Source organism: Paenibacillus sp. SAF-068 (assembly GCF_051967555.1).
Taxonomy (GTDB): domain Bacteria; phylum Bacillota; class Bacilli; order Paenibacillales; family Paenibacillaceae; genus Paenibacillus.
Genome location: NZ_JBQCJX010000001.1, coordinates 2060332 through 2080016 on the forward strand (window position 1 = coordinate 2060332; position 19685 = coordinate 2080016).

At 45.8% G+C, this 19685-nt stretch carries 19 protein-coding genes; 15 read left to right on the forward strand and 4 right to left on the reverse strand.

Translation table 11 applies throughout. The annotated features are described in order from the left end of the window. Positions 1–226: 226 nt before the first annotated feature. The 4 genes from ACTHPG_RS09055 to ACTHPG_RS09070 all read left to right on the forward strand — a co-directional run bounded on the left by ACTHPG_RS09055 (position 227) and on the right by ACTHPG_RS09070 (position 4614). Positions 227–1384 carry a type III polyketide synthase gene (locus ACTHPG_RS09055; protein WP_440388808.1) on the forward strand — a complete coding sequence of 386 codons (1158 nt, stop codon included), beginning with the start codon at positions 227–229 and terminating at the stop codon, positions 1382–1384. Further along, on the forward strand, positions 1371–2090 hold the full coding sequence (locus tag ACTHPG_RS09060) for a methyltransferase domain-containing protein (RefSeq protein ID WP_440388809.1): 720 nt from the start codon (positions 1371–1373) through the stop codon (positions 2088–2090). The genes ACTHPG_RS09055 and ACTHPG_RS09060 overlap by 14 nt, the downstream gene beginning before the upstream one ends. 6 nt (positions 2091–2096) lie before the next feature. Continuing rightward, on the forward strand, positions 2097–3245 hold the full coding sequence (locus ACTHPG_RS09065; RefSeq protein WP_440388811.1) for an NAD(P)/FAD-dependent oxidoreductase: 1149 nt from the start codon (positions 2097–2099) through the stop codon (positions 3243–3245). Positions 3246–3423: 178 nt separating this feature from the next. Further along, complete coding sequence (locus tag ACTHPG_RS09070; protein ID WP_440388813.1) at positions 3424–4614, forward strand: PLP-dependent aminotransferase family protein; 1191 nt, start codon at positions 3424–3426, stop codon at positions 4612–4614. A gap of 80 nt (positions 4615–4694) precedes the next feature. Here ACTHPG_RS09070 and ACTHPG_RS09075 read toward each other — a convergent pair whose 3' ends face one another. Then, complete coding sequence (locus ACTHPG_RS09075; RefSeq protein WP_440388814.1) at positions 4695–5120, reverse strand: MaoC family dehydratase; 426 nt, start codon at positions 5118–5120, stop codon at positions 4695–4697. 163 nt (positions 5121–5283) lie between these two features. Between ACTHPG_RS09075 and ACTHPG_RS09080 the strand changes: the two genes are divergently transcribed. The 9 genes from ACTHPG_RS09080 to ACTHPG_RS09120 all read left to right on the forward strand — a co-directional run bounded on the left by ACTHPG_RS09080 (position 5284) and on the right by ACTHPG_RS09120 (position 14682). Further along, complete coding sequence (locus ACTHPG_RS09080) at positions 5284–6279, forward strand: LacI family DNA-binding transcriptional regulator (RefSeq protein ID WP_440388815.1); 996 nt, start codon at positions 5284–5286, stop codon at positions 6277–6279. Between the two features lie 117 nt (positions 6280–6396). Then, a complete protein-coding gene (locus ACTHPG_RS09085; protein WP_440388817.1) occupies positions 6397–7278 on the forward strand; it encodes an AraC family transcriptional regulator in 882 nt (293 codons plus the stop codon). Positions 7279–7363: 85 nt separating this feature from the next. Continuing rightward, positions 7364–8629, forward strand: coding sequence for an ABC transporter substrate-binding protein (locus tag ACTHPG_RS09090; protein WP_440388818.1), 1266 nt, complete (start codon positions 7364–7366; stop codon positions 8627–8629). Between the two features lie 54 nt (positions 8630–8683). After that, positions 8684–9574 carry a carbohydrate ABC transporter permease gene (locus ACTHPG_RS09095; protein WP_440388820.1) on the forward strand — a complete coding sequence of 297 codons (891 nt, stop codon included), beginning with the start codon at positions 8684–8686 and terminating at the stop codon, positions 9572–9574. Positions 9575–9589: 15 nt separating this feature from the next. Then, positions 9590–10471 (forward strand): carbohydrate ABC transporter permease, encoded by an 882-nt coding sequence (locus tag ACTHPG_RS09100; RefSeq protein WP_440388822.1) that lies wholly within the window; start codon positions 9590–9592, stop codon positions 10469–10471. 188 nt (positions 10472–10659) lie between these two features. Continuing rightward, on the forward strand, positions 10660–12069 hold the full coding sequence (locus ACTHPG_RS09105; protein WP_440388824.1) for a spore germination protein: 1410 nt from the start codon (positions 10660–10662) through the stop codon (positions 12067–12069). 40 nt (positions 12070–12109) lie between these two features. Then, the gene (locus ACTHPG_RS09110; protein ID WP_440388825.1) at positions 12110–13225 is read left to right on the forward strand and encodes a GerAB/ArcD/ProY family transporter; all 1116 of its coding nucleotides are present in this window, start codon (positions 12110–12112) and stop codon (positions 13223–13225) included. Between the two features lie 19 nt (positions 13226–13244). Then, the gene (locus tag ACTHPG_RS09115; RefSeq protein ID WP_440388827.1) at positions 13245–14420 is read left to right on the forward strand and encodes a Ger(x)C family spore germination protein; all 1176 of its coding nucleotides are present in this window, start codon (positions 13245–13247) and stop codon (positions 14418–14420) included. Between the two features lie 43 nt (positions 14421–14463). Then, positions 14464–14682, forward strand: coding sequence for a hypothetical protein (locus tag ACTHPG_RS09120; RefSeq protein ID WP_440388829.1), 219 nt, complete (start codon positions 14464–14466; stop codon positions 14680–14682). 88 nt (positions 14683–14770) lie between these two features. Here the strand turns inward: ACTHPG_RS09120 and ACTHPG_RS09125 are convergent, their stop codons facing one another. Beyond that, positions 14771–16045 (reverse strand): stalk domain-containing protein, encoded by a 1275-nt coding sequence (locus tag ACTHPG_RS09125; protein WP_440388830.1) that lies wholly within the window; start codon positions 16043–16045, stop codon positions 14771–14773. A 180-nt stretch (positions 16046–16225) separates the two neighbouring features. Between ACTHPG_RS09125 and ACTHPG_RS09130 the strand changes: the two genes are divergently transcribed. Together ACTHPG_RS09130 and ACTHPG_RS09135 are read left to right on the forward strand one after the other, a co-directional pair. Continuing rightward, positions 16226–16594 carry a hypothetical protein gene (locus ACTHPG_RS09130; protein ID WP_440388831.1) on the forward strand — a complete coding sequence of 123 codons (369 nt, stop codon included), beginning with the start codon at positions 16226–16228 and terminating at the stop codon, positions 16592–16594. Between the two features lie 18 nt (positions 16595–16612). Next, positions 16613–17845: an exo-alpha-sialidase gene (locus ACTHPG_RS09135; protein WP_440388833.1), complete on the forward strand. Its 1233-nt coding sequence runs from the start codon at positions 16613–16615 to the stop codon at positions 17843–17845. Between the two features lie 83 nt (positions 17846–17928). On the opposite strand, the gene ACTHPG_RS09140 is transcribed toward ACTHPG_RS09135, so the two are convergent. Continuing rightward, positions 17929–18354, reverse strand: a complete 426-nt coding sequence (locus ACTHPG_RS09140) for a hypothetical protein (RefSeq protein ID WP_440388834.1) — start codon at positions 18352–18354, stop codon at positions 17929–17931. 42 nt (positions 18355–18396) lie between these two features. Then, positions 18397–19632, reverse strand: a complete 1236-nt coding sequence (locus tag ACTHPG_RS09145) for an ATP-binding protein (RefSeq protein WP_440388835.1) — start codon at positions 19630–19632, stop codon at positions 18397–18399. Positions 19633–19685 lie beyond the last annotated feature (53 nt).

A 19685-nucleotide genomic window follows, 5' to 3' on the forward strand; every position in this document is an offset into this window, starting at 1 on the left:
TTGCGTAGCACTTATAGTAAGGTTTTTATAAAATTACCCTGAAGTCGCCTATCGGCGGCTTTTTTGGTTGATCTCTGGTTGCATCAATCGTTTGATGAAACCAAGCTTCTGAGCTAACGGATAGGTTAATAAACTAGATTAGGACTGCTCCTAAGATTATAACGATATCGTTAAGGGTAAGAGTTGTTAATTAGCGGAAATAATGACCAATAACAGGAGGTTTATTATGAACCAGTATAACAGTTCGTCCGATATCGCGATTCTTGGCATGGGAACGGCTCTACCTGCTCACACCGTAGCGCAGTCAGATATTGCAGAACTAATTGCTTCTTCTCTTCACGATCGGCCGGATCTGGCCCGATTTGCCAGGCGGATATTCAAATCCTGTGGTGTTGAAACACGATATACCGTGGAACCGAGCTATCTGGGGTCGCTGGAAGAATGCCGTTATCTGCCCTCTCGTGATCAATCGGACATCCCGACAACCGAAGAACGAATGAATACATACAAGCGAGAGGCGCTTCCGCTTGGAATCGAGGCGGCTGAGAAAGCGCTGGAGGATTCTGGCGTGTCTCCCAAGAGCATCACGCATATTATCACGGTCAGCTGCACGGGGCAATACCTTCCAGGTCTTGACGTTATGCTCATCCGTCATTTGGGACTGTCCGCTCGTATTAATCGACTGCCGCTAATCTTTCAAGGATGTGCTGCGGGGTTGAAGGCCATTCAGATGGCACGGGATGTTGTAGAAGGTGCTCCTGGATCACAGGTTCTTGTGGTCTGTGTGGAGTTATGCACAATTCATTTTCAGCCGGTGCAAGATCGGGAAGCGCTGTTTGCAGCTTCATTCTTCGGAGACGCAGCTTCTTCTTGTATAGTGGGCACACCAGAACCTCAACACAAGAATGTTCTGAGTCTGGGAACGGGGTATTCGGTGCTTCTTCCGGATTCAACTGAAGATATGACCTGGGAAGTTGGGAACTTGGGATATGACCTGTATCTATCCCCTCGTATTCCGAAGCTGCTCGGTGTTCATCTGGAAGAGGAACTGCGTCTCTTATTGCAAAGTGAACAGCTTCCTGAGCTGTGGGCTATTCATCCGGGAGGACGCGGGATCGTGGACTCTGTGCAGAATGTAATGAAGCTGCGAGACGAGCAAACGAAATACAGCAGGGATATCCTCAGAATGTTTGGTAACTTATCTTCCAATACCATTTTGTTTGTACTGAAGGCGATGCGTGAGGACATGAAGATACGGAATCAATCTTCCACAGATGGTGTAGCCATGGCATTTGGACCCGGACTTACTGCGGAATTGATGAAATTCACCTATGTGCCCTCATTATCTTCCGTAGTAGAGGAGCACGATCATGTCCTTCTTTAGAACATTGTCCATACGGGCCAAGGAAGATGAACTGATGGATGACTTCTCTTTGGGAGGTGAGGAGCTGCGTGAAGCACTCAGACATCTTAGACGTCTTAACAAAATATTCGCAGCACCCGGCCCAACACTGGCTGGTGTAGAGAAGTTATGGAACTCTGTCGGGAGGCCGGATAAACTGTCTCTTCTGGATGTGGGGGCAGGTTCAGGGGATGTGAACCAGAAACTGCTGTATTGGGCGGATCGTCAGGGCATTCAGTTGGAGATTACATTGGTTGATCTGACAGAAGAGGCTTGTGAGGAAGCGAGACAACTATTCCGTGATGAACCCCGGGTCCGGGTACAACGCGCCGATCTTACACAATTGCCGGATGCTTCAGCCGATATCGTAACCGGTTCCCAGTTTGTGCATCATTTTGACGGAGATCAGCTGGTTGATATGGTTTCTCATATGCTGCGAGCATCCAGGCATGGTGTTGTCATTAATGATATTCACCGTCATCCCGTATCCTATAAAGCGGTCTGGATTACAACACGAATGATCTCGCGCAACCGGTATATTCGTCATGATGGGCCTCTATCTGTAGCCAAAGGCTTTACAGGCAGGGATTGGAAAGAACTGAAACAACGGCTAAATCACGATACGATGACTTATGAGTGGAAACCTTTATTCCGTTACTCTGTTGTTATTCCCGCGAAAGGCAGGTGAGCTTACGTGTCGAAATCGATAGATGTGATTGTCATCGGAGCCGGAATTGCAGGTAGTAGCTGTGCAATTCAACTGGCAGGAAAAGGTCATCGAACCCTTTTGCTGGATCGTCAAGAGTTCCCTCGGCACAAAACCTGCGGTGAGTTCATGTCACCTGAAACCAAGGAGATGCTGGAAGTTCTGGACATTCACCTTCTGGAGCAAATGAAGAAACCCAGCACCATGGATCACGCCAGAATTGTTATGCCAGAAGGCGGAGTGATTGAAGCACCGCTGCCGGGATTCGCATATGGCATAAGTCGGTATGAGCTGGACCAGATTTTGCATCAGAAGGCACTGGCTGCAGGAGCTCAGATTGTGACCAAAGCGGCCATAACGAGTATTGAGCAGCTTGAGGATGCCAGTTATGAGGTTCAGGTGAGGCAGGGAGATGAGCGGATCAGCTACAGGGCCAAAGCCGTTATCGGAGCACATGGAACCAGGAAGCCGCGGGGGATGTCTTCCGCACCTGATCTGCGTGACCAAACCATATATGTTGGGGTTAAATCCCACTTCAGCGGTATCAAAATTCCCGCACGGGTAGAGTTATATTTTTGCGAGGGTGGTTATGTGGGGATTTCCCCGATTGAGGATGGCATTGTGAATGTAGCCGCTTTGTTAACACTGGATACCGTCCAGGGAAGCGGCAAGTCGGTAAACGATATTTTACAGGCGGCATCCCTGACGAACGTGAGTTTGGCAGCCCGTTTAGCCGGAGGAAAGCCTGTAGATGGAACGCAAGTGTCGATTGCGCCGCTGCATCTGTCCAACGTTCCTGAACCGTGGTCTCAATATCCGCACATAGGAGATGCCATGCTGATGATACCTCCCTTATGTGGAGACGGAATGTCCATTGCCCTTCGTTCCTCACTTCTGTGTGCAAGGTGGACTGACAAGTATCTGCAAGGCGATATTGAACATGCCGATTGGCAGAGTAATTACACGCTGGAAGCAAGCCGGGAGTTCACCCAATTGCTTAGACGCGCAAGAAGAATTCAGAAGCTGGCTTTTGCCAAAACCAATAAATTCTATCCTGGTCTGGCTCGGATGATCCCCGGTTTAGCTGCTTATGTCGTGAAGGCCACACGGTTATCCGAGATGAACGCAGCGCGCTAATCCATTGAAACTTGCTCAATTCTTATGTGAAAGGGGTTGCTGACGGCGGCCTCTTTTTTGGTGTATAAACATTAATTTTGTGGAGACAGTTTGGAAATTCGTGAAATGCTCGTATAATAGAATCTAATGTAACGATAGAGAACTAAGTCAGATGAAATGTCGGGAGGCACTATTTAAGATGAACTATTCATTTTCCAATCGTATCGCAGCACTGCAACCATCCATTATTCGAGAGATCCTGAAGGCTTCTTCCGGGCAAAATGTGATTCCATTCTCTGCGGGTAATCCCGCACCGGAAACCTTTCCTATTGAGGCGATTCGCACGTTCACTCAATCCATTCTGGAGCATGACCCGGTCACGGCTCTGCAATATGGAATTACGGAAGGTTATGTTCCCCTCAGGGAAGCATTGACTCAACATTTGAAGACAGGTTTTGATACGGGTAAGGCTTCCGATCAATTGTTTATCGTATCTGGCGCACAGCAGGGCATTGAACTGGCCTGTAAAGTGTTCTGTAATGAAGGGGACACGATTATCTGTGAGAGTCCGAGCTTTATCGGTTCCCTGAACTCCTTCCGGGCATCCGGTGCGAAGCTAGCGGGTATTCCGATGGAGATGGACGGCATGGATATCGAGAAGCTGGAACAGGCACTGCAAACGGAGCCCAATGTGAAACTGATCTATGTGATTCCGAGTTTCCAGAATCCTACCGGTGTAACGACGAGTCTTGCGAAACGTCAGGCCATATACGAGCTGGCCAAGAAGTATGGCGTTATGATTCTGGAAGACAACCCGTACGGAGAACTTCGATTCAATGGAGATGATGTACCAACGATCAAGTCTATGGATGATGAAGGTCTGGTCATCTATGTTGGATCATTTTCCAAAATTCTGTCGGCGGGACTACGCGTCGGTTTTGTACAAGCGCCACATGAAGTGGTGGAGAAGATGGTTGTTGCCAAACAGGGAGAAGACGTACATACAGCCATGCTTCCACAGATTCTGGCATACAAGTTCATGACAGAGTATGACTACGCGGGGCACATTAACAATATTCGTGAGGTATATCGCAGAAAAGCAACATTGATGATGGATAAGCTGCAAGAGCAGATGGGTAAGTCTATTACCTATACTAAACCGGATGGTGGACTGTTCCTCTGGTGTGACCTGCCAGCACATGTGCCAATGCTTGAGTACGCCAAGACTGCGGCAACTCAAGGGGTTGCGGTTGTACCGGGAAATGCATTCCTGGTGAACGAACAAGACCCTTGTAATGCCATCAGACTTAATTTCTCAACCCCGTCAGACGAACAGATTGTCAAGGGTGTAGAGATTTTGGGACAGGTATTGAAAGGCTATAACGCGTAACCTTCCAAAAGACGCAATACATCCATGAGAAGTCGCCAATGGGCGGCTTCTTTTTGTGTTTTTCGAAGCTATTTCACAGCCTAGTTATCAATTAAAGCACTTAATTCTGCCTGAAAAACCTTTTGATTCTTCTGATTAAAAGTACTCAGCAGCACGGTAACGATTCCATTACCTTTTCGTCGCGGAGTAAGCCCGATGACTTCTGCAATGACATGAAGTTCATCATCCGGAAAGACCGGCTTCAGGAATTGAATGTTGTTCATTCCGGTTCCCGCCACAACATGCTCTCCATAGATTCCGACCTCGATCCATAACTTGAAGGAGATGTTCATTGTTTGCATACCAGAAGCAATTAAACTGCCGAAGCGTCCTTTCTTGGCCTTTTCCTCATCCAAATGCATGTACTGTGGATCATAGATTGTGGCAAATTCAATAATATCGCTCTTGGATAATGCCAAGGATGTGGTTTCATAGCGCTGACCTATTACATATTCACTGAATCTCATGAAGGCACCTCGGTTTCTTTAATATGTTTGTGCAGTCGACGTCTTGGAAAGAGACATGACCGGACTGACGTGATAAAATGCTAGTGAAGAGTCCGCTGTGTATTGCTGTGTTCTTGCCATAGGTGGACTAAATAGATGAAACTGTCTTTGAGGAGTATATATCATGATAACGATTAAAGATGTTGCCAAGATGGCGGGTGTAGCCAGTTCGACCGTATCTTGCGTACTCAACGATAAAGGTAATGTAAGTGAGCCGACTAGACTGCGAGTACTTGAGGCAGCAAGCCAGCTCAATTACGTGAAGAATGGACCTGCATCTGAAATGAAGCGGCAGAGTACACAAACGATTGGTGTAATTGTTCATGACATGTCCAGTCCGTATTTCTCGGATTTGGTGAACGGAATAGAGAACGTCGTCATGAGTCACGGATACGATATGATTGTATGTAGTTCGCTGGGTGGAGAGAAATCGACAGCCCATCGCTACATTCGTGAACGAAGAATTGACGGAGCTATTGTCATCGCTCAAAATATTGAAGATCAGTTGCTTGTTGAAGCATCTGAAGCAGGATTTCCGATTGTCGTTATGGATCGGGATCTGGATGCTCAACATATTGTAAAGGTTTTGATGAGTGATACGCAAGGCGGGTACCTGGCTACCCGGTATCTGGTTGATAAAGGGCATCGGACAATAGCTTATATTAGTGGTCCGTCAGAATCGGAATGTAATCTTCAACGTTATCAAGGTTATCTGAAAGCGTTGAAGGAGGCAGGCATTGAAGAGAACCCCGAGTGGAAAATTGGTGGACAATACATGAAGCAAGATGGTTACAATGCAGCCCAAAAACTGCTGGAAGGAGAGTTGCCATCCGCTGTATTCTTTGCCAATGATGAAATGGCGATCGGCGGTTTGGAAGCCTTCAGGGAGCATGGTATTTCAATTCCGGAGCAGTTATCCGTAATTGGCTTTGACAATATACCTGCATCGCAGTATATGAATCCTCCTCTAACCACATTTCGTCAGCCCAAGAGGGATGCGGGCCAGCTTGCAGGTCATGTTCTCTTCCAACTGCTGAACGGAGAGATCGTAGAGACGTTATATACACTGGACATTCAATGCGTGGAACGTGATTCAGTTCGGCTCCTCAACCTGAGTTGAGGAGTTTTTTTTCGTTCGATGGAATTTTAAATGTTTAAAAAGAAAGGAGTGTGGCGATCTATGCATAATAATAAAGACGAGAGATTCTTGCATAGGAAATAAATGGAGGGTGATTAGATGGGCGTACCCACGTTTCTGGAGACAGGCCATATGGAAGAAGGTTTTCCCATTCGGGTGATTCATACAGGGGGTCAGTTCAACTATGCTGCACACTGGCATGATGAAGTTGAATTGGTTGTTGTGAATGGAAAGAGCGCACGAATTGGCGTGAATGACCAAGTCCGTGAACTGGAACAAGGGGATGTACTGCTCATCAAACCAGGGGATGTACACTGCTTTTTGCCGGGGACCGAACACTTAACGATTATCCTGTTCCGCCTCGAATTGTTAACAGGAAGCTTCACGACTGAAGCCGAGATACAGGATCTTGGGGAACTTTTCAACAAAACAACGGTTATTCCATCGAATGCGGGAAGTCGCAACAATCTGGTTCAGTATATCGATGCCATCATTACCGAGAAAAAAAATCGAAAGCCCGGATATCGATGGTTAATGGTCTCCCGTTTGTATGATCTCATGGTTCTTTTGTTGCGTACAAAGCCCCCAGTGACGGATCAATTAACACCCTTGGGGTGGCCCTGTACTTCTTCCAAAAAATTCGAATTTCTTGAATCGGTCTGTGAATACCTGGAGGAGCACTATGCTGAACCGATTAAGCTGGAGCAGGTGGCGGAACATATTAAATTCAGCAAGTTTCATGTCTGCAAATTATTCAAAGAGATCAAGGGCGTGACACTGATGGAATACTTGAATCATTTTCGTATTATCAAATCAGAATGGGCATTATTGTTCCGTCAAGATTCCATTTTGGATATTGCTATCGGGCACGGATTCAACAATGTGAACTCCTATAATCGTCTTTTCAAGAAATATAATGACTGCACGCCCTCCGAATTTCGTAAGAAGCACCGTACGAATATCACAAAATATGAAGGGTAATGCACAATATTTGTGGAGAAAGCCCTCTCCAAAATCAATATACTCTAATAAATTGTAAGCGTTTCCTTTTTGAAGGAGGGGGCCTATGAAGAAGTGGTTTAAGCCAACTATTGTACTGGTGTGTGCAGCGCTGTTGTTAGCTGGTTGCCAGTTCAGTCCATCGAATCAAACCAAGCAACAGGAGATTACTGTGTGGAGTTTTACCGATGAAGCAAAGTATGCCATCGAGAAATTCGAACAGAAATATCCGGACATCAAAGTGAACTTCGTCAACATCCCCGGTAATTTCTATATCACCAAGCTGAAATCTGCGCTACAGACAACCTCAAAGGCTCCAGATGTATTTATGATTGAAAATGCAAATATTCGAGAACTGATTGACGTTCCCTATCTGGAAAATCTATCAGCTTCTCCGTATAACGCCAATGAACTTATCCAGGAACAATATGCTTTTGTGCAGGCCAATGAAAAGGACAGTGAAGGAAATGTCAGAGCGATAGGTTACCAGGGAACACCGGGTGGCATCTATTATCGTCGGGATTTGGCGAAGACATATCTGGGGACCGATGATCCGGAGAAGGTGGGTTCTCAGATCGATACATGGGAGAAGATCTTCGAAATTGGAGAGAAGGTGCAGCAAAGTAGCGGGAATAAAGTACATGCATTGGCGAATTGGAATGCTATATCGAATTCATATGATGGTATACCCTGGGTGAAGGACGGCAAACTCGTCATCGATCCAACTTACCTGGAAGTTCTCGATCTTGTACGTGAAGCACGTGAGCGGAAGGTCCTTGCCGAGTATGAAGATGGAAGTGCCGGTTACGCTGCGTCGATGCAAAAAGGAGAGGTCTTGTTCTATCCCGGGGCAACTTGGGCTTTGCAATATACGTTCAAAGCCAATGCCCCGGATACCGAAGGCATGTGGGGCCTGGCTCAGGGACCGTCAGCGTTTAGTGCGGGCGGAACGTACATCGGGATGTATAGTAAAAGTGACAAAAAAGATCTCGCCTGGAAGTTCATTGAGTTCTATAACTTTAACCACGACTTTCTGTCAGAGCTCGCGAAAGAGCAGGATTATTTCACCAGCAACATGGTTGTGAATGATGAACTTACTCCATCGCTCTCATCCTCTTATTTGGGAGGACAGAAGCATTTTGAGTTTTTCTCAGAGGCTGCCAAGCGGGTTCCTGTATACGAACGCACCAAATATGATGCCACGATTAACAATGATATCTACAAAAATGTACTTCAGTTGTATCTCAATAAGGACATACAGACCAAGGAAGAAGTCGTAAAGCGAATCAAACGTGATGTCACCTTGAGATTTCCGGAGCTGGAAGTGGATTAGCTTAGAAATAAGCGAATGGTTATATACATTCGATGATAACTGGGGGGATAGAACATGTTTGCCAAAACGATTCGCAAGGACCATTACGGCTACTACTTCATTGCTCCGTTCTTTATTATTTTCACCATATTTGGACTTTATCCCATTTTATATTCGCTCTATATCAGCTTCACCAACTTTGACGGCATCACGACTCCTGACTTTGTAGGGATCGGTAACTACGTGGCCGTACTGCAAGATCCGTTGTTCTACAAAACCTTGTTTAATACGTTATTCATCTGGGGGGTCTCCGTGGTTCCGCAGCTGACGATCTCCCTTGTGCTGGCCTTTATTTTGAATGATAAGCTGCTCAAAGGACGGGATTTTTTCAGAGCCGTATACTTTTTTCCGAATATCGTAACGGCTGCATCACTCGGGTTGCTTGTCAGCCTGATCTTTGACTGGCAATCCGGGGGACTGAATCATTTTTTGATGCAAACTGGAATCATACAAGATCCAATTAACTGGAAAAATGACCCCTGGTTTATGCGGCTGATTGTATCATCCATTTTGTTTTTCCAATACTTCGGGTATTCCATGGTCATCTACCTTGCAGGTCTTCAGGGGATAGATCCGTCATTACTGGAAGCTGCCCAGATGGATGGCGCAAAAAAGAAACATATTTTCATCCATATTATCGTACCGATGCTCCGTCCGATCATTCTGTTTCAGATGATTACATCCATAATTGGGGGCATCCAGATTTTTGATCAGCCATTTACATTAACCAATGGCAATGGTGGTCCTGACCGGGCAGCGATGACAAGTATTATGTATCTCTATAATGTGGCATTTCAGAGCACACGTTTTGGTTATGGCGCTGCAATTGCATTTTGTCTGTTTATTATCATCATATTGTTGTCCGTTGCATCCTTCATCATGACCAAGCGGAAGAGCCGATCATAGGGAGGGGGAGTTCTCATGCAAACTGCAAAATCAGTTGAACAACCAAATGCGGCGATTCAGCAATATGCCACCACAAGGAGGCTGACAGCAGGCAAGATCATCATCTATCTGTTATTGATTGGACTTGCCGTGCTGTGCATCATTCCATTCTATCTGATGCTTATCTATTCAACACATAACAATGCAACGATTGCTTCAACGTTCACCTTTCTTCCCGGATCGTTTTTAGTTGATAATTATATGAACATGGTGTCCAAAATCAACATTTGGCGTGGGTTTGCCAACAGTATTTTCATTGCTGGATCATCGACCGTGCTATCCCTGTATATTGGTGCTTTGACCGCATACGGTTTTGCCAAATTCAAATTCAAAGGTCGTAACGGGTTGTTTCTGTTTCTGTTAGCGACGATGATGGTACCGGGTCAACTGGCCCTGATTGGGGTATATCGCCTTTTTAGTACTTTGGGGCTTCTGGATAGTTATGCCGCTATTATTTTGCCTGCTGCAGCTAATGCATTTAATGTATTCTTTATCAAGCAGTTCATGGAGAGCAGCATCCCGGATGAGATTATTGAGTCTGCACGGGTGGACAGTGCTGGTGAGTTCCGGACGTTCAATCAGATTGTACTGCCTATTCTGGGACCGGCAATCTCCGCTCTTGGCATATTTACGTTTATTGGTTCGTGGAATAATTTTCTAACACCGCTTGTTCTGTTTTTCTCCCTGGACAAATATCCGCTTCCGGTGTTGGTTGCGCTCGTGCAAGGTTACTATGGGATGGATTATGGACTCTTGTATTTGGGTGTTGCGATCTCAATTCTGCCTATAATTATTGTTTTCTCCGTATTTTCCAAACAGATTATTGGGAGTGTTGCTTTGGGGGCGGTCAAAGGATAGGCAGCCCTTGTATACCGGAATATCAGGAAGGATTGGAAGAGCCTGAATTTCTGATTATATCTTCAGGGTCGCTCAAGAGGGCGGCTCTTTTGCTATTTAATATTTTGCGTATATATCCCAACTTATAAGTAAAGGATACCTTTAACTGAGAATATCTGGACGATCATGCACAGGAAGGAGAGGGCGGTATGGACACATCACCGATAACACAACAGAACCTGCCGTTAACCGGAACTCTTGCTATTGATCAAGCAATGCTAAACTCCGTTTTTGCAGGTTGCTCGGATGTGATGTTTCATACATTCCAAACCGCATGTCATACTTCAGCGCTATGCGTATATTGTGTTGGTTTATGCGATACAGAACGGCTGGAAAGGCAGGTACTAACGCCCCTTCAGGAAGTTGGGATTGAAGCTGCGCAGGTTCCCCTGGCTTCTGTGAAGAGTGTTGAAACAACCACTCAGGCGGTGCAGGCGATATTGGAGGGGGAAGCGCTGCTACTGCTGGAAGGCTCAATAATTGGAACTACCTACCCTCTATACCAAGCTGCAAATCGTTCAACCGAAGAACCGTTAGCTGAATCGACCGTGCGCGGTGCAAGAGATGGATTCACAGAATCGTTGACCATGAATATGTCTCTTCTGCGCAAACGACTCAAGACACCTGCATTGAAGCTTCATACACGTAACATGGGAGACCGGACGAATACCAGTATTTCACTTGTATACATGGAGGGGATTATTGACCCCAAACTGGTAAAGGAAGTGAAGACACGACTAGCCGATTTAAAGCTTCGGGACGTATTGGAGAGTCAGTACATTGAAGAAGGCATTGTCGATCAGCGATACTCACCATTTCCCCAGATGATTGCAACGGAACGTCCGGATGTCGTTGCTTCCAACTTGCTGGAAGGCCGCTTTGCTATACTCGTTGACGGAACGCCATTCACCCTGATCGCGCCAGTGACCATTTTTTCCATGTTACAATCCCCCGAAGATTATTATCAAAATGTATTCATGAGTGTATTTGTACGCTGGCTGCGATACATTTTTTTTGTTTTATCCATGCTGCTTCCATCGGCTTATGTAGCGATTACGACATTTCATCAGGAGATGATTCCTACCGTATTGCTTCTCAGTATTGCGCGGGCGAGAGAAGAGATCCCTTTTCCTGCACTGGTGGAAGCACTCATTATGGAAATTGCCTTTGAAGCACTGCGTGAAGCTGGCGTCCGATTGCCAAAGCAGGTCGGATCAGCGGTCAGTATCGTGGGCGCATTAATTATCGGGCAAGCGGCGACGAGTGCCGGAATTGTGTCAGCCCCCATGATTATCATTGTCGCGATTACCGGTATCGCTTCATTCATGATCCCTCGCTACGCTGCCAGCATTGCGACCCGATTACTGCGTTTTCCCATGATGTTTCTGGCGGGTACGCTGGGACTTACAGGTGTCATGTTGGGAGTCATTCTGGTTGTTATTCATCTGAGCAGTCTTCGTTCATTCGGAACACCTTATCTGTCACCTGTGGCCCCAACGATGAGCAAAGAACTCAAGGATGTATGGTGGCGACCGGCACCAAGAAACAAACCGGACTAGAACAATCCATACTCAAGCAATCAAGGGAGCGGGATTACACATGTTGACTGACAAAGGAAAAATATCGGAGACGCAATTGGCATTCATGATCTTTCCTGCCATTCTAGCGACCGCCATATTGTCCGTGCCTGGAATTACAATGCACTTTGCAGGGCATGACATGTGGATGACTCCAATAATAGGTTCTATCGTTGGGTTGGCTGCCATTGGTATCTCCTTTGGTCTGAATCGTATGTATCCCGGAAAAACCCTCATACAATCCAGTGTGCTGATTGCAGGACGGATTCCGGGCAAGTTACTGGGTCTGGTATATATCGCTTTCCTGCCCCATCTGACAGGTTTGGTTATTCGGGAATATGGTGAGTTCATTGTCAATAATGCACTTCCACGCACACCTTTATTCATCGTGATGGGTACCATGGTTATTGTATGTGCGATTAATGTCAGACTCGGGATTGAAGTTGTTGGTCGAACCTCACAGGTTTTTGTCACCCTTGTGATCGTGTTACTTAGTCTAATCTTTATCCTGTTAATTGGTGAACTGAATCCTGCCGAGCTGTTTCCTTTCATGGAGAAAGGACCGATTCCCATTATTACCGGGGCCGCTGCACCTGCTGCATGGTTTAGTGAATATATCGTGCTGGCTTTTCTGCTGCCTTATGTGAACGAAAAAAAACGAACAACCCGGGTCATGCTGGGTTCCCTTGTATTTACGACAACCGCAATGACGGTTACCAACGTGTTTTGCCTGTTTTTAATAGGTGATTTGACGGATACATTCGTATTTCCGGTCATGATCGCAGCAAGATACATAACCATTGCGGACTTCCTCCAACATATCGAGTCTCTTATTATTGCAGTCTGGATATTTGGTATCTTCGTTAAAATTTCCGTTTTTCTATATATCTTTTCGACATCAACAGCGGAATGGTTCGGTCTGAGGGACTACAAACCCGTTGTTGCTCCGCTTTCGTTCCTGTGCATGGTATTTGCTTATTGGGTTGTGTCCGGCGGATCGGGTATTTCCAGTCTGGTTAGCGCTTCAGCCAACTTGTATACGATCAGCATTTTATTAGTTCTTCCGGCTATGATCTACGGTGTCGCATGGCTGAAGAAAGGGTGGGCACATTTTCGAAAGAATCAAGCGAACACCTGATTGATGGGGGGAGGAGCACTTGCGAATATATCGAGTACTGCTAATGCCAATCTTGTGCTGTTTGCTCTTGAGTGGATGCTGGGATCGTATCGAAATTAACGATTTGGCTATTGTGCTGGCTACTGGTATAGATTACGAAGACGGCAACGTACAACTGACTTCGCAGATATTTATTCCTCGCAAAGCAGGTGGGGGAGATAGCAGTGGGAGTGGGGGCAGTCCAAGCGGGGTTACGATGATTCGAACGGCGGAAGGACGTACAATTGCCGAGGCATTGAATCGGTTACAGCGTAAAGTTCCCAGGAATATGTTCTGGGGCCACTGCGAAGTCATTATTATTAGTGAGCAAGCCGGCAAACGTGGTATTCGAGAGTACATCGATTTTTTCTTGCGTTACCCTCAGTTCAGGGAGCATGCATATGTCTTTTCCAGCGAAAAAGCGGCGAAAGATATCCTTGCGTTACTTGATCCACTGGAGCGAAGCTCTGCTGAGTCGCTGCGTGAGATGGCCAATCTGAAGCTGGGTACACGTATCACTGCCCTTGAACTGGCTAAATCGATTGAAGGTCCGAGTAGCTCCGTCATCTTGTCTCGCATGTTAATCTTACCCCCGGAGTCCGATCAGGATAAACTGACCACCACACCATATATAAAAGGTTTGAGCTTGTATAAGGAGGATCGTTACGTCAAAACGGTCAAAGAACCAATGAGCGTAGGTGTATTATTACTTGCAAAAGAACTGAACAACATTATCATGCCTGTTGAATTTAAGCCGTTAAAAGGTTCTTTCTCGGTCCAACCCATTGAAATTCAAACTGTCTTGAAACCTCGGATTGTAAACCAACAATGGAGTATGAGGGTTGACATCCAGACCAGGGGAGAAGTGGTGTTAAATACGACCGATGCCGATCTGACTGATCCCGCTGTGTTAACTAAATTGGAACAGGAATGGTCAGCTAAACTTAAAACTCTGGCTCATGATGCTTTAGTCTTGTCCCAGAAGGAGCTGCGCACCGATTTCTTCAAATTTGCCGTTGAATTCCGCAGATACTATCCGCATCAATGGAAGAAGCAGGAGAAGAACTGGGAAACCATCTATCCTGAATTGGACGTGGAAGTCAAAGTGGAAGCCCATGTCGTACGTACCGGAAAATCAACAGGACCGCAGGGGATACCTGATGAGGACGAAAATTGAACAGAAACTGCTCCTGTTACAGCCTGAGATATGAGGTGATTGCATGAAACTAGGCTCAATCCTTGGAATTTTGATGCTGGCGGCTGCGTTAATGTACTGGGAGTGGAAGAGTAGCAAAGAGAAACGAGCCAGAATAGTGAGCGCGGGAATTACGGTTATCGCGGCAGTAATAGGGATCATTCTTCTCTTTCAGCCACGTTTGCCTGGCCCTACCCAGATCGTGAAGCTTGTATTTGGAAGTGTGGATCAATTGATGAAGTAAGATGATGGGATAAGAAGGACCACGTCTCTGCGTACCAGAGACGTGGTCCTTCGTTTGTTTAAACTGAACTGCATTCACTCAGTGATGTCTATTCTTTGATTACAGAAGCGTTAACGGCATCTTCCATCTTTGTATTGTAGGAACGGAACAGACCCAGACGCCAGAACGCGGCTCCTTTGAGGTCATAACGTTTGGCAAGACCGAGCTTATCATCTACAGAGGAGGGCGTTTCACTGCTTAGACTAATACCGAGCAGAAGTTTGCTCTTTGGGACACCGGCCTCTAAGGCTAATTGAATCGCCTGATCTACAAGACTATTCGGCTCAGGTACCTGAGATTTGGTACCAACCGGATTATACTGATAGGCCATAATAATTAGATCATCTGCAACAGAGGCAAGTGTCTTGTAATCATATCCTTTGTAAGCACTATTCAGTGGGGGAACGGCCAGAGATAAAGCTGTGTCTTGAGGCAAGGAACTCCTTAATTGCTTCACATATCCATTGAGCAACTTCTGTTGCTCTACCGCATCCAGTTTAAAACCGAGTCCTTCAAAATCCAGAACAACACCACCAAAACCATGCTCTGTGACAGCAGCAGTTATGCCTTCAATTGATTTCTGCCGCAGATCAGCGTTACTCAATACTTTGGTCAGTTCTCCGTTTCCATCCAAGGCATACACCATGAGCTGTGGCTGGATCTGCTGATCCGCTGCGTCAGCAACAATGGATTGCGGCGTAATATCACCTGCAGCAGCGGGAAGACGATACTCATCTCCCTGAAGGGTAAACTGACCCTCACGATCAATGCGACTCCAGCCAAAGGCTACGGAATTCATGGAAGCGATGAGATCCTTTTCTTGAAAGGATTGCAATGCATAGAAGGCTCTCAGGTGCATCTCACGTTGTGGGGAGACGAGGGAGACCGTCTTGGTTGCCTGATTCCAGCTTGCACTTACACCGAACTGATTGCTAAAAGAACTGAGTGGAATGAGTACGCGTCCCTCCCGCTGAACAGGTGCTGCTGAGAGAGTGACTTTCTTCCCATTTACGGTTGCCGTGGTGCTGCCAACTTGTAAAAGTACCTCGGTTGTCTGACCTTTCACAGTATTCGTCGCTTTTACAGTTTGGGATTTGCTGTTCCAGGTAATATCGATACCAAGGGCTTGCCCAACCGTCCGAAACGGGACATAAGTGACACCTTTATCAATTCGTGGGGCCGCATCAAACTTCAGGGGAACATCATCCAATTGTACTGAGATGGCTGGGGCAGCGTAGGCTCCACTGATCTTGGGCGTGGTTCCAAGGATAGAGAGAGCAATAACAGTAACCGCAGCGATCTTTCCTGCCTGTTTAATAAGCATCGTTTGTTTCCTCCAACTTCTACATAAGTGGTAGAACATGTTTTGAACAGAATCTAGTAATCTAGCATATGTAGCATAACAAATTTTTCATATCGTTCCAATATAAGAGTCGTATTTTAGTCATACTGGAAGCAAGGATCGTAATATAATCTTTTATACAATGCGGAAGGAGTGTGCTTTTTGCCAAACTCTACCGGCCTTATCTACAATCCAACAACGGGTGTAACTCAATCCACTCAGCTCATCGTGACGTGTATTAATGATTCACTTAATGCTTCTGTCAATGTTGAGCTGGAGGTGTTCAGGTGGGATACTACACAATTGGCGAGGGTTCCCATAGGTCATGATTTATTTGAATTATTGCCTCAGGCAACAAGAACCTTGATTTATCCTTTGATTAATGCTGCCTTTTACGAGGTGCAAAGTGATTATTTCAGTGCTACAAGCACCGTAATCCATGTTTACGGTGTTGACTCTACAGGCCAGATCATCCAGCGTGTGCTTCAGTCCGAGATGACATTAATTGACCGATTCACTAATATCCCTTAAAGGAGAAGAGGTGAACAGATGGTAGTTGTGAATATTACTGGAGCATTAGCAGGCAGTCAATTTGAACCTTCAATTGCAGTTAATACGCTTAACCCGAATATCATGTGTGTTGTTGCCGTGGATACCAGTAGCGGACCAACATTGACTGGTTTCTATCGTTCCATTAATGGAGGAAATACCTGGTCCACAACACTACTTCCTCAACCTGCCGGGTATGCAGGAGCAGAGGCACCTACGATAGACTATACGTTTCCGAATACCTTCATCGTTACCGTTCACTTGTTTAACGGGATCAATGACGGGACGATAGCAAGTTATACCTCATTCGATGATGGAGCAACTTGGCAGCCACCGGTTATCGTACAAGCGGGGTTTGGTACCATTGTTCATAATGATGAGCCTTTTATTGCCGTAGATCGTTCCCCAGGCAGTCCGTATAGAGGGAACGCATACGTCGGATATACCCCGCTTGCTACAACGTCCTCCGCTATATTTACTCAAAGGTCAACCAACCAGGGAATCACATGGGAACCTCCAGATCGACAATCGAATCCTCGAGGCATACATGATCGGGCAGCGCTGGCAGTCGGTTTCTCTGGTGAAGTCTACGCAGGTTACATCATTACGGGGCCTGCCAGTCCTTCTGCACTATTGCGCATATCCTACGATGGGGGAATCGCATATCAGCCACCGATTGAAAGGCAAGCAACGTTCATCTCATCGGTTGTACCAGCACCTTCACCTTTACCAGTACCAAATTACGCCTTTCGAGTGCAGACTAACTTAAGTCTGGGAGCAGATATTTCCGTTGGACCTAACAGTGGAACTGTGTATGCCGTATGGAATGATGCACGAGCTGGATATACAGATGTATTACTAAGTGAATCTCCGGATGGCCTCCTGTGGTCAGATCCGATCAGTATAACCAGTGCACCACAGGGTACACAGAATTTTTTTCCGTCGATAACCGTATCACCCTTTGCCGGAACGATCCGGGTTATTTATTACACTAATCGAATAGACGGCTTTCTGTTGGATGTTTTTGTTGCAGAATCATTTGATGGAGGGGCGAGCTTCACCAACCGCCGGATTACAACCACATCCTTTAATCCCAATGGTAACTCTCCGATGCCCACTGTACTGATTGGAGACTATATTACTGCAGCCACGTATGCTCCGGATAATCTGGCGGCCGTATGGATGGCTACAACGCCACCAACGGGTAAATTGGATGTTTATTTTGGAAATTAACTCAGTATAAATAGAACACCCCCATATATCTTAATCTTGTGAACAAACAACAGATTAAGATTATGGGGGTGGAGGTAGTCCTTCTAATCCGAAACGATAAATCCATCGAAACTCTCGGGGCCGACCCGAACAGTTCCTAACAAGTTGGTGCTGATAAATGCAGTGTACGTTATTTGCGGAGCTATCGGCGGATTATAATCATTGGCAGAGAAAATGATCACTTCGGGGACGAGGAGACCGCTCAGACCGTATGTGAAGTTTGCAGAGTACACAATCGGATCGGTAGCCACTGTCCCTCTGACAATAGTAATTCTTACTTGAAAAAGGGCGAGCGGTAATTGTACAGTAATGGTTCCTTTTAATGAAACCCTTGGATTGAGTCCGGCTCCAGCCGTTAGCAGACCAATCTGGGCAAATAATTGAGGCGTGTTGATTACCGGAATGGGTATGGAGATGGAATTGAACAAAGCAGCATTTTGTGATGATCTTGCATCAAGAAATTGAGTCATCGAATATACCTCCTATCTGTTCCAGATAGAATAATATATTCCTCATTCAGAGATTTGCATGGACGTTGGTGCAGCGCTCGTAATACTAAAGGCAAACCGACTGCCCAAGTAACTTGTCTCTTTGAGCCATACAACCCCACCCATTAATTCAGCAAGTTGTTTGCATATGGACAGACCTAGTCCCGCTCCGCCATATTTTCCAGAGTTACCGTGAATCTGCGAATAAGACTTGAACAACAAATCTTGGCGATCTGGGTGGATGCCGATGCCTGTATCTCTGACCTCATAGGACACATCGAGTGTGCCTTCTGAATCAGCAGATATCTGAGTGGAGATGCATACTTCACCTTTCTCCGTAAATTTAAGGGCATTGCCCACGAGATTAATGAGAATCTGATGAACTTTGTGCTGATCCCCTACAAGCATCCGATGATCGTTGATATTGTATTCTGCGTATAATCGGATTCCTTTTTTCTCTGCTTCTGAAGAAAATAACTGAAGTACGTAATCCACTGTGTCAGTGACATTATAGGGATTGATCTCCAAGGAGATTGCACCGGCTTCTGCTTTGGAATAGTCCAGAATTTGATCCATCATAGATAGCAGGCTGGTTCCACTAGACTCAATGACATTAACATATAATTCTTGATCCTCATTCAGCTTGGTAGATTGTAATAGATTTGCCATGGCAAGAACCCCATTCATCGGGGTACGAATTTCGTGGCTAAGGACAGCTAAGAGATTTTTCTTCTCTTCCAGCACTTTTGCAGCAGTATCTTCCGCATGTTTTAACTGTTGTAGCGTCGTTTCCATCTCAAGAAGACCTGTGAAGAATGATGACAAGGAGAGAAGCAGATCCACGTCCTTTTGCTGATATACATAGAAATTCTGATCAAAAGAGCAGAGCGAGCCGTAAATTTCCCCGTTCTCATTATGTATGGGCACACCTAAAAATGAACAACCGCCTACGAATTCGGTAGCATCCATATGTCTGGTTAGTGGATGAGTCAGATTATTATTGATCACCAATGGGCCTTGGGTATGTTCCGTCACAAGTGCACAATATGACTCGGCGTTTTCAACGACTAGTCCCTCACCCAGAATTAGTTTGTCGCGATTATATACGTTCAGAACCTTGGTGGAGAGATGATCCAACTGGGCGATACAAAACGTATTTGCAGGTATTAAGCTGCTTGCCGTGTTCATGACATTAGCAGCCGAATCATATAATTTATGTGAGACTATGGATAGTACATCAATGAATTCTGTTTTCAACATATTGATTTGACTCCTCCTGATTGTAGAAATTCGTTGTGCACTGTATTCAGTAT

Bases quoted from the DNA above. Each gene is read 5' to 3' on its own strand.
- ACTHPG_RS09095 (WP_440388820.1), top strand. From the start codon at position 8,684: ATGTTTGCCAAAACGATTCGCAAGGACCATTACGGCTACTACTTCATT.
- ACTHPG_RS09085 (WP_440388817.1), top strand. From the start codon at position 6,397: ATGGGCGTACCCACGTTTCTGGAGACAGGCCATATGGAAGAAGGTTTT.
- ACTHPG_RS09125 (WP_440388830.1), bottom strand. From the start codon at position 16,045: ATGCTTATTAAACAGGCAGGAAAGATCGCTGCGGTTACTGTTATTGCT.
- ACTHPG_RS09140 (WP_440388834.1), bottom strand. From the start codon at position 18,354: ATGACTCAATTTCTTGATGCAAGATCATCACAAAATGCTGCTTTGTTC.
- ACTHPG_RS09105 (WP_440388824.1), top strand. From the start codon at position 10,660: ATGGACACATCACCGATAACACAACAGAACCTGCCGTTAACCGGAACT.
- ACTHPG_RS09060 (WP_440388809.1), top strand. From the start codon at position 1,371: ATGTCCTTCTTTAGAACATTGTCCATACGGGCCAAGGAAGATGAACTG.
- ACTHPG_RS09110 (WP_440388825.1), top strand. From the start codon at position 12,110: ATGTTGACTGACAAAGGAAAAATATCGGAGACGCAATTGGCATTCATG.
- ACTHPG_RS09135 (WP_440388833.1), top strand. From the start codon at position 16,613: ATGGTAGTTGTGAATATTACTGGAGCATTAGCAGGCAGTCAATTTGAA.
- ACTHPG_RS09055 (WP_440388808.1), top strand. From the start codon at position 227: ATGAACCAGTATAACAGTTCGTCCGATATCGCGATTCTTGGCATGGGA.
- ACTHPG_RS09090 (WP_440388818.1), top strand. From the start codon at position 7,364: ATGAAGAAGTGGTTTAAGCCAACTATTGTACTGGTGTGTGCAGCGCTG.
- ACTHPG_RS09145 (WP_440388835.1), bottom strand. From the start codon at position 19,632: ATGTTGAAAACAGAATTCATTGATGTACTATCCATAGTCTCACATAAA.
- ACTHPG_RS09070 (WP_440388813.1), top strand. From the start codon at position 3,424: ATGAACTATTCATTTTCCAATCGTATCGCAGCACTGCAACCATCCATT.
- ACTHPG_RS09120 (WP_440388829.1), top strand. From the start codon at position 14,464: ATGAAACTAGGCTCAATCCTTGGAATTTTGATGCTGGCGGCTGCGTTA.
- ACTHPG_RS09100 (WP_440388822.1), top strand. From the start codon at position 9,590: ATGCAAACTGCAAAATCAGTTGAACAACCAAATGCGGCGATTCAGCAA.
- ACTHPG_RS09080 (WP_440388815.1), top strand. From the start codon at position 5,284: ATGATAACGATTAAAGATGTTGCCAAGATGGCGGGTGTAGCCAGTTCG.
- ACTHPG_RS09075 (WP_440388814.1), bottom strand. From the start codon at position 5,120: ATGAGATTCAGTGAATATGTAATAGGTCAGCGCTATGAAACCACATCC.